Genomic DNA, 13,606 nt, shown 5'->3' with positions numbered 1-13,606 from the left:
CGGGGAACCGCGAGGGCCCCGAGCGCGTTGTCCTCAGTGAGGCAGGATCCCGTGGCCGTGCCCCGAGAAAGGTGACCGCATGCCGCTTCTGACAGTGCTGGCGCTGATGGCGCTGCCCTTCGTCGAGGTGGGGCTGATGATCGCGGTCGGAGGCCGGATCGGCGTCCCCTGGACCCTGGCCGCCCTGATCGCGCTCACGGTCCTGGGCGTCGCGGTGCTGCGCCGTGCCGGGACCAAGGCCTTCCGGGACGCAGACCTGGCGATGCGCTCGGGCCGACCGCCGCGCGGCGGCCTGCTCGACCCGCTCATGCTCATGGCCGGCGGCATCCTGCTGGTGGTCCCCGGCTTCCTCACCGCCGCGGTCGGACTGCTGCTGGTCCTGCCCTTCACCCGCCCCGCGCTGCGCTGGGCGTTCACCGGGTGGGTCCGGCGCCGGATGGAGCGCATGGAGAGCGAGTTCGCCGCCCAGGGCGTCACCATCTCGGGCCAGGACTTCGGCGCCCCCCGCGGGCCCCGCCACGACGAGCCCCCGACCGCCCGGGGCCGGGTCATCCAGGGCAGCTTCGACCCGGTGGAGCCCGACGACAGGACCTGAACCGCGGCCGCCCGGCCGCGGGAGCGATCTTCGGGAAGGCGCGCTCCCGAAGAGGCCCGCCGTGGAACTCTCCACGGCGGGCCTTCATCATGTCGGGGGCGGCCCGGGCCGCCCCCGAGACCTGTCAGACCGGTTCGGGGACCCGCTCCCGCTCCTGCTCCTCCCCGGAACGCTCCCGGGACCGGGCGATGATCCGGTCGTCCACCACCCGGATCACGGTGATCACGCAGATCGCCGCGGCCGCCACCGCCAGACCGGTGAGGACCTTGCCCGGGTCGCTCACGTCCAGATCGAAGAACCACTGCCCCAGCGGGGTGACCATCGCCAGGGTCAGCAGGCCCACCATGGAGCCCACCAGCAGCACCTTCCACCACACGTACGGCTTGGCCACCAGCAGCAGCACCCACAGCGTCGTCGCGCACAGCGTGATCACCACCGCGGTGCGGTCCGACGGGTCCGGCGCCGACCGGCCGCCGAGCACCAGCAGGTAGGTGGTCACCGCCGCCAGCCCCGCCACCAGACCCGAGGGCACGGCCAGGCGCAGCGTGCGCGCCACGAACCCGGGCCGGGCGATGTCGGTGTTGGGCGCCAGCGCCAGGAAGAACGACGGGATGCCGAAGGTCACCGCGTTGATCAGCGTCGCGTGCCTGGGGAAGAACGGATACGACACCGCCAGCAGGCCCACGATCGTGGCCAGCACCATCGTGTACACGGTCTTGGTGAGGAACAGGCTCGCCACCCGCTCGATGTTGCCGATCACCCGGCGTCCCTCGGCCACCATCCGCGGCAGCACCGCGAAGCGGTTGTCCAGCAGCACCAGCTGCGCCACCGAGCGCGACGCCGGGCTGCCCGAACCCATCGCCACACCGATGTCGGCCTCCTTCAGGGCCAGCACGTCGTTGACGCCGTCACCGGTCATCGCCACCGTGCGGCCCCGGTCGCGCAGACCCCGCACCATGTCGCGCTTGCGCTCGGGCGTGACCCGACCGAACGCCGAGTGCTCCTCCACCTCGCGGCCCAGCCCGGCGGGGTCCTGCGGCAGCGTCCGCGCGTCGACCGGGCGGTCCGCGCCCTCCAGGCCGAGGCCGCGCCCCACCGCGCCCACCGAGGCCGCGTGGTCGCCCGAGACGATCTTGACGTCCACGCCCTGGTCGGCGAAGTAGTCCAGGGTCGGGCCCGCGTCCTCGCGCACCCGCTGGTCCAGCACCACCAGCGCCACCGGCCGCACCGGCCCCGGGGCGGCCTCGGTGTCCACCCGCAGCTGCGCGCGGCCCAGCAGCAGCACCCGGTACCCCTGCGCCCCCAGTCGCTCGGCCTCGGCCGCGGCGGGGTCTCCGGCGCCCAGCAGCACGTCGGCCGCGCCCAGGACCCAGTTCTGCTCGCCGTCGGGGGTGGCGAAGCTCGCACCGCTCCACTTGCGGGCGGAGGAGAACGCCGCCAGCGCCGTCACCGGCCATTCGGGGGAGTCCTGCCCGGCGGCCGCACACCCCTGGGCGATCGCGGCCATGCTCGCGTTGTGGTCGGGATCGCCCGCGGCCAGCGCGGCCAGGACCTGTACGGGGGAGCCCGTCCCGCCGCCCAGGTCGCGGATCTCCGCCAGCTTCATGCCCGTCTCGGTCAGCGTCCCGGTCTTGTCGGTACACACCACGTCCACCCGGGCCAGGCCCTCGATGGCGGGCAGCTCCTGCACCAGGCAGCGGTGCCGGCCCAGTCGGATCACCCCTACCGCGAACGCGATGCTCGTCAGGAGGACGAGCCCCTCGGGAACCATCGACACCAGCGCCGCCACCATGCTCCGCAGCGCGTCCGCCAGCGGGCCCGAGACCTGCCCGCCCGCTCCCGACTCCTCCAGGGAGACGTGCCCGCCCATGAACAGCTGGCTGTAGATCAGCAGCGCGCCGATGGGGAAGAGCGCGTAGGTGATCCAGGTCAGGATCCGGTCGATCCCCGACCGCAGCTCCGAGCGCACCAGCGAGAAGCGGCTCGCCTCCTCGGCCAGTCGGGCCGCGTAGGCGTGCCTGCCGACCTTGGTGGCCCGGAACCGGCCCGTGCCCGCCACGACGAAGCTGCCCGACATCACCGTGTCGCCGGGCCGCTTGGCGACCGGGTCGGCCTCGCCCGTGAGCAGGGACTCGTCGACCTCCAGACCGCCCGACCAGGTCACGGTGCCGTCGACCACCACCTGGTCGCCCGCGCCCACCTCCAGAATCTCGTCCAGCACGATCTCCTGGGTGGCCACCCGCACCACGGTGCCCTCGCGCACCACCCGGGGCCGGGCGGCGTTGACGATGGCGAGCTTGTCCAGCGTCCGCTTGGCGCGCAGCTCCTGGACGATCCCGATCAGGGTGTTGATCAGGATGACCATCGCGAACAGGCCGTCCTGCACCGGTCCGATCACCGCGATGACGGAGAACAGTACCGCGATCATCGCGTTGATGCGGGTGAACACGTTGCCGCGCACGATCTGCCCCACCGTGCGGCCGGCCCGCACGGGGACGTCGTTGGTCCGGCCCGAGGCCACGCGCTCGGCGACCTCGGCCTCGGTCAGCCCGGTCTCCGCCGGTGGGCGGGCCGGTCCGCCGGGCGGTTCGATGACGTCGGGAAGCTCGGTCACGCGTGCTCCTGGAGAAGCTGGGTCGGGGAAGAGGGCTCCCGGAAGAGCAGGGAGTGCCACAAGGTTAGAAGAACCGGGGCGGTGGTCGCGGCGGGGTGGGCACCCCGGGGCGGGGGAGGGCTGCCACCCCCGCGGCGGTGCGGGCACCCGCCCCTCGGGGAGGCCGCCACCGCATAGAGTCCAGGTACTGTTTCCTGTCCACCTCCCGACGCCCGCCGGGGCCGGGACCGACACGCAGAGGTCGACATGTGCACCGTCATCGTCGGGTTCGACCCCGACGCCGACACCCCGCTGGTCGTCGCCGCCATCCGGGACGAGATGCGCGACCGCCCCTGGGACGGGCCCGGCCGCCACTGGGAGGACCGCCCGTTCGTCGGCGGCCGCGACCGCCGGGCGGGCGGCACCTGGCTCGCCGTCGACCCCGCCCGGTCCCGGGCCTGCGCCCTGCTCAACGGGTGGCCCTGGGACGGCAGGATGCCCTGGGAGGGCACCTATCCCGCCAGCCGCGGCGAGCTGCCGCTGCGGGCACTGGAACGCCCGGCCCGCGACCCGCTGCACGGCGAGGACCCGACCCTGTACGCGCCCTTCCACCTCCTGGACGCGGGTGCCCACCACGCCCACCTGTACAGCTGGGACGGCCGCTGCCTGGACTCCCGGCAGCTGGGCGCGGGGGTGAGCATCCTCGTCAACACCGGACTCGACCCGGCCGATCCGCGGGCGGTCCGCCACACCCCCGAGTTCGCCCGGACCCGCCCCGACCCCGCCCGCCTGGCCGACGCACACGGAGTCGAGGAGGTGTGGGGGCAGTGGCCCGAGCTGATCACCCGGGCCGCCCGTGACACGCCCCGCTCGGCGGGACTGGACGAGACCGGAGATCCCACGGGCCTGATCGCCCACGCCGACCTGCCCGACGGACAGGTGTGGGCCACCGGTTCGGTCACGCTACTGGCTATGGACAGGGACACGGTCCGCTACGCCTTCACCGACGCTCCCGCCGACCCCGGAGCATGGCGCACGATCGACCTCTGACCAGCACGGGAATCGCACATCGGGGTAGATAAAACTATCTCCGAAGGCTGATCACACAGCGTATTCCCGGGTATCGCTTGAGTAGGCGTCCCCTCCCCCAGGACGGTTCCGCCGATTCCAGCACTCCCGGAGGTCCGTGTGCCCCGACCCCCTGATTACGTGAGCCGGTCCCAGTTGGGCTGGTCCTCGACCTCTCCCGCCTCCTACGCCGAACCGCGTTCGGGGCTGGTGGTCCACTACGACAGCTCCGACCAGGGCCTCGCCGCCAAGAGCCACGACGCGTGCCTGTCCTACTGGAAGAGCACCCGCGACTTCCACACCGGCTCCGCCAGGGGCTGGACCGACATCGGCTACTGCGTCGACGAGGACACCCAGATCCTCACCGAGGACGGATGGAGGTCCTTCGAGGAGATCGGGGCGGGGGACACGGTCCTCACCCTCGACCACCGGACGGGCACGTCCCGGTGGCAGCCCCTCCTGGCGGTCAACGTCTTCCCGGCCCGGCCCCGCCGGCTGCTCAGGATGGAGGGCGTCGGCCACTCCTCCCTGACCACCGCCGAGCACCGCTGGCCGGTGGAGCGGCGGGCCCGGCGCGAGCGCGCGTGGGCGACCAGCGCGTCCCTGGACCGCGGGGACCGCATCCTCCTGGCGGCCCCCTGCACCGGGCTGCCGCAGGACCCGAAGTGGTCGGACGCCCTCGTCGAACTCGTGGCCTGGTTCTGGGCCGAGGAGGACGGCACACCCACCGGATCCGGAGCGGTCCTCCACCGCCCCGAGCGGAGGGGCCCGGGCGGGGCGGCCCGGCTCAGGGGCGTGCTCCACACCCTCTTCGGCCCTCCGTGCGAGGACTCCGCCGCAACGGCCGGGGACGCCCCCCACTGGAGGGAGGAACGCGGCCGCCGCGGAGCGGAGTTCCACCTGTCCGCGCGGGCCGAGCGGCTCCTGCGCGAGCAGGCGCCCGGACGCGTGCCCTCCCACGCGTTCCTGCGCTCCCTCACCAGGGCCCAGCTCGAACTGTTCACCGGCGTCTGCCTGGCGGCTCGCGGAAACGGCCGGTCGGCGCTCGGACACGGGACCAGGGAAGCGGCGGAGGCCTTCCAGTTCGCCGCGATCCTGGCCGGGCACGCGACCTCGCTGCGGCACCGCCCGCCCGGGCCGCGCACCGGGCCGAGGTGGAGGGTCGAACTGCTCCGCAGGGCGCACGTCTCGCCCGTGGCGGCCGCGGCGCGCACGCCGGCGTTCACCGTCGCCCCCGAGTCCTACGGCGGCCGCATCTGGTGCCCCACCACCCCGGACGGGACCTGGCTGGCCCGGCGCGCGGGGACGGTGTACTTCACCGGCAACTCCTTCATGTGCTGCGCCCACGGCTACGTCCTCGAAGGACGCGGGCTCTACCGGCAGCAGGCCGCCCAGCCCGGAGGCAACTCCACCCACTACAGCGTCACCCTGGCCACCGGGCCCAAGGACGAGATCACCGCCGCGCAGATCGACGCGGTCCGGGCGCTGCGCGAGTGGCTCGTGCAGGACCACGGAGTGTCGGGGCGGGTGCTCGGCCACCGGGACTTCATCTCCACCAGCTGTCCCGGGGACAAGGCCTACCGCATGGTGGAGGACGGCACGTTCGAACAGCCTCCCGGGGCGAACACAGGAGGGACGAATCCATTGATCGGACTCAAGAAGGGTGACTCCGGGGAAGCCGTCAAGGCACTCCAGGAACTCCTCCGGTACGCGGGGCAGAAGGAGGCCCTCGGCGAGCACGGCGTCGACGGCCACTACGGCGACGGCACCGCCGAAGCGCTGCGCCTGGCCCGCAAGAGCGTCGGATCCGCGGCCAAGCCGGGATACGGCGACAAGATGACCGGCCACGCCTACGCCCAGCTCATCGCGGCGGTCTCGCGCCACCAGTCCCGCCCCGAGAGCACCGAGGCAGCGGCGGCCTGAGCCGTTCGGCCTCCCCCCGGCCGTCCGGCTCCTCCCCGGTGCCGCGGGACCCGGACCCCCTTCCTGGGCCCCGCGGCACGGACCTCAGTGCCCCCGGTCGATCCACTCCTGGAGATGGGGCGCCTCGGCACCGATCGTGGTGGAGTCCCCGTGACCGGTGTGCACCACGGTCTCCGGCGGCAGGGAGAGCAACCGGTCGCGGATCGAGGCGACGATGGTGGGGAAGTCCGAATAGGAGCGCCCCGTCGCCCCCGGGCCGCCCTGGAAGAGCGTGTCCCCGCTGAAGAGCACACCCAGCCCCGGCGCGTACAGGCAGACCGCCCCCGGCGCATGCCCCGGGGTGTGCAGCACCGTCAGCTCCGTGCCCGCCACCGTGAGGACCTGCCCGTCCGACAGCTCCCCGTCCGGCGCGCGGCCGGGATGGGTCATGTCCCACAGCACCCGGTCCTCCGGATGCAGCAGCACCGGGGCACCGGTGGCCTCCGCCAGCGCCGGAGCGGCGTTGACGTGGTCGTTGTGGGCGTGGGTGCACACCACCGCCACCACCCGGCGCCCACCCACGGCCTCCAGCACGGGGGCGGCGTCGTGGGGCGCGTCCACGACGAGGACCTCCTCGTCGTCACCCACCAGCCAGACGTTGTTGTCGACCTGCCACTCCCCACCGTCCAGGGCGAAGACCCCTGAGGTGGTCAGATGCTCGACACGCGCACTCACAGCCTCACCACCGATCGCAGGACCTCGCCGCGTTCCATCCGGGCGAAGGCCTCCTCGACATCGTCCAGAGTGATCTCCTCGCTGACGAACCCGTCCAGGTCCAGACGGCCCTGGAGGTGGAGGTCGACGAGCATCGGGAAGTCGCGCGAGGGCAGGCAGTCGCCGTACCAGGACGACTTGAGCGCGCCGCCGCGGCCGAACACGTCGGCCAGGGGCAGCTCCAGGCGCATCTCCGGGGTGGGCACACCCACCAGCACGACGGTGCCGCCCAGATCACGGGCGTAGAACGCCTGCTCGTAGGTCTGCGGCAGTCCCACCGCGTCGATGACGACGTCGGCGCCGAAGCCGCCGGTGAGCCCCCGGATCGCCTCGACCGGCTCGGTGGAGGCGGCGTTCACCGTATGGGTGGCACCGAACCGGTTCGCCCACTCCAGCTTGCGGTCGTCCAGGTCCACCGCGATGACGCGCGAGGCCCCGGCCAGCCGGGCCCCGGCCACCGCCGCACAGCCCACACCGCCGCACCCGATCACGGCGACCGTGTCGCCCCGAGACACACCGCCGGTGTTGACCGCCGCACCGATCCCCGCCATGACCCCGCAGCCCAAAAGACCGGCCGCGGCGGGCGACACCCGGGGGTCGACCTTCGTGCACTGCCCGGCGGCCACCAGCGTCTTGTCGGCGAACGCCCCGATCCCCAGCGCGGGGGTGAGCTCGGTGCCGTCCTCCAGCGTCATCCGCTGCTCGGCGTTGTGGGTGTCGAAGCAGTACTCCAGCCGTCCCCGGCGGCAGGCCCGGCACTGCCCGCACACCGCTCGCCAGTTCAGGACGACGAAGTCACCCGGCTCGACCCCGGTGACGCCCTCCCCGACGGCCTCCACGACCCCGGCGGCCTCGTGGCCGAGCAGGAAGGGGTAGTCGTCGTTGATGCCGCCCTCGCGGTAGTGCAGGTCGGTGTGGCAGACCCCGCACGTCTGCACGTCGACCACGGCCTCCCCCGGGCCGGGATCGGGAACGACGATCGTGGTCAGCTCGACAGGTCTCCCTTTGGCACGGGAGACCACCCCCCGGACCTTCTGCGGCATGGCGTCGACACCTTCCCGTTGGCTGAGAGCCGCGCCCCGGAGCGGACGCGTCACCGCCACCCTGCCCGAACGCCGGGGGCATGTCCACGAGGAACCGCCGGGAGCCACAACCGGAGGTCATCGATCCCGCCGAAGTCGGCAAAAGGCGCCCGCGGCCCCGGCCCCCCGGCGCCGCGGATGGCATCGTGTACTCCTCGCCGACACGGAGGATTCCCGATGGTTGAGCCCAGTTGGACCGTCACCCCGTCCCGGGAGCGCGGACTGGGGGCCCTGTTCTCCTGGTCGTGGTCGTGCACCGCCCGGGACCCGGACGAGAGCGGCGGCGCGCGGTGCTCGCGCACGGGCATGGCCTTCTCGGAGGACGAGGCCCACGAGGCCGCCCGCAAACACGCCCGCGCCCACCGCCGGACCAACTGACCAGCAGACGAACGTAGTCCTGATCCATCCCCACGTGCGTGGGGATTACCCGCTGTGCGAGGCCGGCGGGGACGAAGGCGTCCCACAAGGCCATCGAGACGGCGACGCTGTCCAGGACATGGCAGATGTGCGGATGGCGTGCACCATCGAGGCCCCGCTCTTTTGCCCAGAGCCGGAGATCGATGTAGGAAGGGTGGCTCGGGCTGGACGTCACTATGGGCATGCGCTCCGTGTGACCATGGGGGATGGAATGTGGTGAAGACCGTAACGCTGGTGCGGGTTCCCTGTAGGACCTTTGGGGAGAGTGGCCGGAGACGGCCATTTTTCCTACTAAGGGGTAGGTCCCGCGGAGATAACGACTAGCGTTGTCGCAGGTCAAAAAGGGTGAGCCCCACGCACGTGGGGATGGGCCCCTCGCCCATTGGGCGAACCCTTAGACCTCGCCGTGAGCCCCACGCACGTGGGGATGGGCCCCCCCTACCCCCCGCCACCCCGAGGGGCAGCCGTGAGCCCCACGCACGTGGGGATGGGCCCACCAGGATGATCCCGTAGGCGCGCGCCTTGCGGTGAGCCCCACGCACGTGGGGATGGGCCCTCGGGGCTGCCCTTGATCCCGATCGCGGCCAGGTGAGCCCCACGCACGTGGGGATGGGCCCGGAATCAACGGCGCTCAGTACCTCTTGGAGAAGTGAGCCCCACGCACGTGGGGATGGGCCCCTCCCCCCCGATCTCGACCATGCGCGGCGCGGGTGAGCCCCACGCACGTGGGGATGGGCCCGTCAGGCCACAGTCGCGGGTCCAGCCGGGCAGGTGAGCCCCACGCACGTGGGGATGGGCCCTCGAGTTCGACGACGGACAGACCGTCGAGGACGTGAGCCCCACGCACGTGGGGATGGGCCCCCTCGATTCAGAAGCAGCGGATTCAGTTGCGGGTGAGTCCCACGCACGTGGGGATGGGCCCTTGCGCCAGCGAGCGCGCATCCGCTTGCCCGCGTGAGCCCCACGCACGTGGGGATGGGCCGTTGGGCGACCCTGAGTAGCGCCCGGCCAGGATGTGAGCCCCACGCACGTGGGGATGGGCCGAGCCGACGGGACTGGCCGGAGTCCTGGTGAACGTGAGCCCCACGCACGTGGGGATGAGCCCGGCGACCGCCAGCGCCCCGCTGGCCTGGATCGGTGAGCCCCACGCACGTGGGGATGGGCCCGGGGCGGGCCACGTACCGCGTACCTGCCAGCGGTGAGCCCCACGCACGTGGGGATGGACCGACGTAGGGCTGAAGTTCGCGTGTCACAGGCCCGTGAACCCCACCTACGTGGGCACGGACAGACCGGTCTTCCGCTCCTCGTCGGTGCCGGCCGGACCTCCCGTCTCCACGGCCCCCCGGGTTGGCACTGTCCGCGCCTTCGGTGGCGGGCACAGCGTCGGCCCCTGGGGAGCGTGAGGTGTCCGCCCCGTGCGGTGGCCTCCACGGGGCCGGGCGGGTCAGGGTTCTTCGGTGTCGGGGTGCTGCTGCGTACCGGTTGCGGCGGGTTCGGTGGAATCCGTGGTGGTTTCCTGCGGTCGGCGGGTCCGGGCGTTCCGGCGGTCGAGCGCTCCGGCGGTCAGGGCGATGGCCAGGCCGACCAGGGTCAGGGCGGCGCCGAGGGCGGCCGGGGAGGTCAGTCCCAGTCCCGCGCTGATGCCCAGGCCGCCGACCCACGCGCCGCCGGCGTTGGCCAGGTTGAACGCCGAGTGGTTGGCGGCCGAGGCCATGGTCGGGGCCGAGCCCGCCTTGTTCATCACCAGCAGCTGCAGTGGTGTGGTCACCCCGAAGCCGATCGCCCCCAGCGCCACCACGGAGGCCATGGCGGTCCAGGGGTTGTGCACGGTGTAGGTGAACGCGAGCAGCAGGACCGTCAGGGCTGCCATCGACCCGTAGACCGTCGGGCGCAGCGCCCGGTCGGACAGGGGGCCGGCGACCAGCGAGCCCAGGGTCATGCCGATGCCGAACAGGGCCAGGACCACGGTGACGCCGCGCTCGGGGATCCCCGCGAGCTCGGTCACCATGGGGGAGATGTAGCTGTAGACGGCGAACACCCCGGCGAAGCCGAACACCCCCGCGAGCAGGCCGAGGACGACCTGGGGCCGGCCCAGCGCCCTCACCTCGGACAGCAGGCGTCCGGTGCCGGCGCGGGGCAGGCGGGGCACGAACGCGGCGATGCCCGCCGCGGCCAGTGCCGCGATCGCCGTCACGACAAGGAAGGCGGCCCGCCAGCCCAGTTCCTGTCCCAGGAGGGTGCCCACGGGCACCCCGACGACGTTGGCGACGGTCAGGCCGAGGAACATCCGCGCCACGGCGCGGCCCTGGCGGGCCGGGCCCGCCATCTGGGCGGCGGCCAGCGCCCCGGCGCCGAAGAACGCGCCGTGGGGCAGTCCGGCCACGACCCGGGAGGCGAAGACCGCCTCGTAGGTGGGGGAGAGCACCGTTCCCAGGTTGCCCAGGGCGAACAGGCCCATGAAGAGGATCAGGACGCTCTTGCGGGGCAGGCGCGTGGCCGCGGCGGTCAGGAGGGGCGCTCCCACCACCACGCCCAGCGCGTAGGCGGAGATGAGGTATCCGGCGGAGGAGATGTCGACCCCGAGGCCGTCGGCGACCTCGGGCAGCAGGCCCATGATGACGAACTCGGCGGTGCCGATGGCGAAGGCCCCGACGGCGAGGGCGAGAAGGGCCAGGGGCATGGAGGGGCCTCTCTACAGGTGGGGAAGGACGGCGGGGGGCCGTCAGGCACAACCTGTGGAGAGGCCGCAGGGTTTCCCGGGAAGGGGGCCGGCGCCGTGTGACATCGGCCTCCTCACCCGGGGTGAGGGGCCCGCCGGGTCGGGAGGACCTGGCGGGCTCGGGTCAGGGCAGGTTCCACCGCTGGACGGCGCTGCCGTCGCAGTGGGCGATCTCGGTGCGGGTGCCGTCGGTCTGCGCCCGTCCCCGCGGTTGCAGGCAGAGGCCCGACTGCGGGTTGCGCAGCGCCTGGGTCCCGCTGTCGTGCACCCAGTGCTGGGCGCCGGTTCCGTTGCACTGCCACAGCTGGACGGAGGTGCCCGCGGTGGTGCCGCCGGCGGCGACGTCCAGGCACTTGTCGAAGGCCCTGAGCGTGCCGTCGCCGGCGACGGTCCATTCCTGGGCCTGGCTGCCGTTGCAGTGCGCGAGCTGCACGGGGGTGCCGTCGGCGGTCTGGGCCCCGGCGACGTCCAGGCAGATGCCGTTGGAGGCGGTGACGGTGCCGGTACCGCCGCCACCGCTGCCGTCGGAGTAGACCCGCACGTAGTCCACGAGCATCTGCTGCGGGAACTGGGTGGTGCCGTCGGGGTAGCCGGGCCAGTTCCCGCCGACGGCCACGTTGAGGATCATGAAGAACGGCTGGTCGTACACCCACGGGTTTCCGCGCGTGTCGGCCGAGGTGTAGGTCTGGTAGGCGTTGCCGTCCACGGACCAGGTCACCGATCCGGGCTTCCAGTCGACGGCGAAGGTGTGGTAGTCGTCGGCGAAGGACCAGCCCTGGGGGTGCATGTAGGACCCGGTCAGCGGGTTGCCGCCCGAGTAGCCGGGGCCGTGGAGGCTGCCGTGTACCAGGTGGGGCTCGCGGCCGATGTTCTCCATGATGTCGATCTCCCCGGCGTCGGGCCACTGGGTGTCGGGGTAGCCCGAGCCCAGCATCCAGAACGCCGGCCAGATGCCCTGGCCGCGCGGGATCTTGATGCGCGCCTCGATGCGGCCGTACTGCGGCTGGACCTTGCCCCGCGTGGTCAGCCGCGCCGACGTGTAGGAGCCGTCGGCCTCGCGGCGCGCGGTGATGACGAGGTTGCCGTTGCCGTCCAGGGCGGAGTTGGCGCGGCTGTCGGTGTAGTTCTGCAGTTCGTTGTTGCCCCAGCCGTGGTCGCCGGTCTCGTGGTTCCAGTGGGCGGGGTCCGGTGCGCTGCCGGCCGGGCCGTCGAATTCGTCGGACCACACCAGGGAGGCCTGGGCGGCGGGTTCGGGCGCGGGTTCGGCGGAGGCGCCGACGGGTGAGAGGAGGGCCAGCGCGGCGGCGAGGGCCGCGACGGCGGTCAGTGGTGTGCGCATGGGCGGTGCTCCGGGGTCGGGGGGGCGGCGGGGGTGATGTCGCCGGGGGAACACGACATGTGACCCACCGAATTGGAAAGACAATTTACATTTGGCTTCCCAGGTGGGCAAGAGGGAGCCGCCGGCCGTGTGGGAGCGCGGTTCCGCGCGGTTCGGAGGCCTCGGGGTGACGGAACTCACCCCTGAAGAGGCCGAAAGAATTCCGTAACCGTGTCATATGCGCCGAGCGGGAATGTACGGGGTGAACCGAAGACCGCGAACCGGGTCGTCCGTCCGACCCAGAAGGAACACCCATGAGCGCCATCCCCACCGCCGTACAGCCCCTTGACCGCCCCGCCGACCCCGCCGCCCTCGTCGGCACCTGGGTCCGCGCCGGCGACGGCCGCCCCGATGCCGTCGGGGTCCTGGTCAGGGTCGAGCGCCTCGGCCGGGGGTTCTGGAGCTGGGAACTGCGTACCCCCGCGGGCCCTGTCAGGGGCAGCGGCTCCTCGGCCCCGGCGCCCGTCACCGAGGCCGATGCCCGCGGCGCCCGGCGCCGCCTGCGCGCGGCCCGGGCCGACCTGGCCGAGTTCGGCGTCGGCACCCCCGGCTCGGAGCACGCGGCCGAGGACCTCGACCTCCTGGAGCTCCAGGCCGCCGCCTGCCCGTGAGCCCCTCACGGGCACACCCCCGCGCGACTCCGCGGATCCCGGCACCGGGGGCGGCGGAGGCGGGCGCCAGGCCCCGGAAATGCGGATACGACCGTTCACGGCCGTCCCGGATCCTCCCGGCCCTGACAACCTCGCGAGCACCCTGTGCGTCTTCCTTGGGACGGTGCGTACAACCGCCCCGGGACACGCGGGCACGGGGATGCACGGCAGGAGGGGACATGGAAGGCCGGAGAGGCAGTCTGTTCGAGACCGGGGCCTACTGGCTCCTCTACGTGGTGTCGGCCGGGGGCGCGCTGCTGCACTGGCGCCTGGGCAACGAGGAACTGGCGGCGCTCTGCGCCGCGGCCGCGGTCGCCGCCGTCCTCCTCATCACCCGCGGCCACCGCCGCAAGCTCACCGTGCCCCGCTGACGCCGCTGTTCCCGCCGGCCGTTGGGACGATCATCACCCGTACCACCTGTACCTCCC

At 72.9% G+C, this 13,606-nt stretch carries 11 protein-coding genes, 2 pseudogenes and 1 CRISPR repeat array; of the genes and pseudogenes, 6 read left to right on the top strand and 7 right to left on the bottom strand.

The window, feature by feature from the left end:
• Positions 1-79: 79 nt before the first annotated feature.
• On the top strand, positions 80-595 hold the full coding sequence (locus FHS13_RS15410) for an FxsA family protein (protein ID WP_184292615.1): 516 nt from the start codon (positions 80-82) through the stop codon (positions 593-595).
• Positions 596-719: 124 nt separating this feature from the next.
• Here FHS13_RS15410 and FHS13_RS15405 read toward each other — a convergent pair whose 3' ends face one another.
• Complete coding sequence (locus FHS13_RS15405) at positions 720-3,209, bottom strand: HAD-IC family P-type ATPase (protein WP_184292614.1); 2,490 nt, start codon at positions 3,207-3,209, stop codon at positions 720-722.
• Between the two features lie 246 nt (positions 3,210-3,455).
• Here FHS13_RS15405 and FHS13_RS15400 point away from each other — a divergent pair, with 246 nt between their 5' ends.
• Complete coding sequence (locus FHS13_RS15400) at positions 3,456-4,238, top strand: NRDE family protein (protein ID WP_184292613.1); 783 nt, start codon at positions 3,456-3,458, stop codon at positions 4,236-4,238.
• A gap of 159 nt (positions 4,239-4,397) precedes the next feature.
• A complete protein-coding gene (locus FHS13_RS15395; RefSeq protein WP_343065044.1) occupies positions 4,398-6,179 on the top strand; it encodes an N-acetylmuramoyl-L-alanine amidase in 1,782 nt (593 codons plus the stop codon).
• Positions 6,180-6,263: 84 nt separating this feature from the next.
• Here the strand turns inward: FHS13_RS15395 and FHS13_RS15390 are convergent, their stop codons facing one another.
• Positions 6,264-6,893 carry an MBL fold metallo-hydrolase gene (locus FHS13_RS15390; protein WP_184292611.1) on the bottom strand — a complete coding sequence of 210 codons (630 nt, stop codon included), beginning with the start codon at positions 6,891-6,893 and terminating at the stop codon, positions 6,264-6,266.
• Positions 6,890-7,975 carry an S-(hydroxymethyl)mycothiol dehydrogenase gene (locus FHS13_RS15385; RefSeq protein ID WP_184292610.1) on the bottom strand — a complete coding sequence of 362 codons (1,086 nt, stop codon included), beginning with the start codon at positions 7,973-7,975 and terminating at the stop codon, positions 6,890-6,892. Before FHS13_RS15385 ends, FHS13_RS15390 begins: the two co-directional genes overlap by 4 nt.
• 216 nt (positions 7,976-8,191) lie before the next feature.
• Here FHS13_RS15385 and FHS13_RS15380 point away from each other — a divergent pair, with 216 nt between their 5' ends.
• A complete protein-coding gene (locus tag FHS13_RS15380; RefSeq protein WP_184292609.1) occupies positions 8,192-8,392 on the top strand; it encodes a hypothetical protein in 201 nt (66 codons plus the stop codon).
• Between the two features lie 52 nt (positions 8,393-8,444).
• Here the strand turns inward: FHS13_RS15380 and FHS13_RS21970 are convergent.
• The 4 genes and pseudogenes from FHS13_RS21970 to FHS13_RS15370 form a co-directional block, all read right to left on the bottom strand.
• Positions 8,445-8,615 (bottom strand): annotated as a pseudogene (locus FHS13_RS21970) (hypothetical protein); the annotation flags it as partial.
• 161 nt (positions 8,616-8,776) lie between these two features.
• Positions 8,777-9,658: direct repeats of the CRISPR family, unit length 29 nt; unit sequence GTGAGCCCCACGCACGTGGGGATGGGCCC.
• Positions 9,659-9,875: 217 nt separating this feature from the next.
• Entirely contained in the window at positions 9,876-11,111 is a 1,236-nt protein-coding gene (locus FHS13_RS15375) for an MFS transporter (RefSeq protein WP_184292608.1), read from the bottom strand.
• Between the two features lie 163 nt (positions 11,112-11,274).
• Positions 11,275-11,691 (bottom strand): ricin-type beta-trefoil lectin domain protein, encoded by a 417-nt coding sequence (locus tag FHS13_RS21965; RefSeq protein WP_425491178.1) that lies wholly within the window; start codon positions 11,689-11,691, stop codon positions 11,275-11,277.
• A pseudogene (locus tag FHS13_RS15370) lies at positions 11,674-12,489 on the bottom strand (glycoside hydrolase family 16 protein); the annotation flags it as partial. The gene FHS13_RS21965 and the pseudogene FHS13_RS15370, both read right to left, overlap by 18 nt.
• A gap of 293 nt (positions 12,490-12,782) precedes the next feature.
• Here FHS13_RS15370 and FHS13_RS15365 point away from each other — a divergent pair.
• Positions 12,783-13,139: a hypothetical protein gene (locus FHS13_RS15365; RefSeq protein WP_184292606.1), complete on the top strand. Its 357-nt coding sequence runs from the start codon at positions 12,783-12,785 to the stop codon at positions 13,137-13,139.
• A gap of 218 nt (positions 13,140-13,357) precedes the next feature.
• On the top strand, positions 13,358-13,549 hold the full coding sequence (locus FHS13_RS15360; RefSeq protein WP_184292605.1) for a hypothetical protein: 192 nt from the start codon (positions 13,358-13,360) through the stop codon (positions 13,547-13,549).
• Positions 13,550-13,606 lie beyond the last annotated feature (57 nt).

This window comes from Nocardiopsis algeriensis (genome assembly GCF_014203695.1).
Taxonomy (GTDB): Bacteria; Actinomycetota; Actinomycetes; order Streptosporangiales; family Streptosporangiaceae; genus Nocardiopsis; species Nocardiopsis algeriensis.
This window is presented reverse-complemented; position numbering and strand designations above follow the sequence as displayed.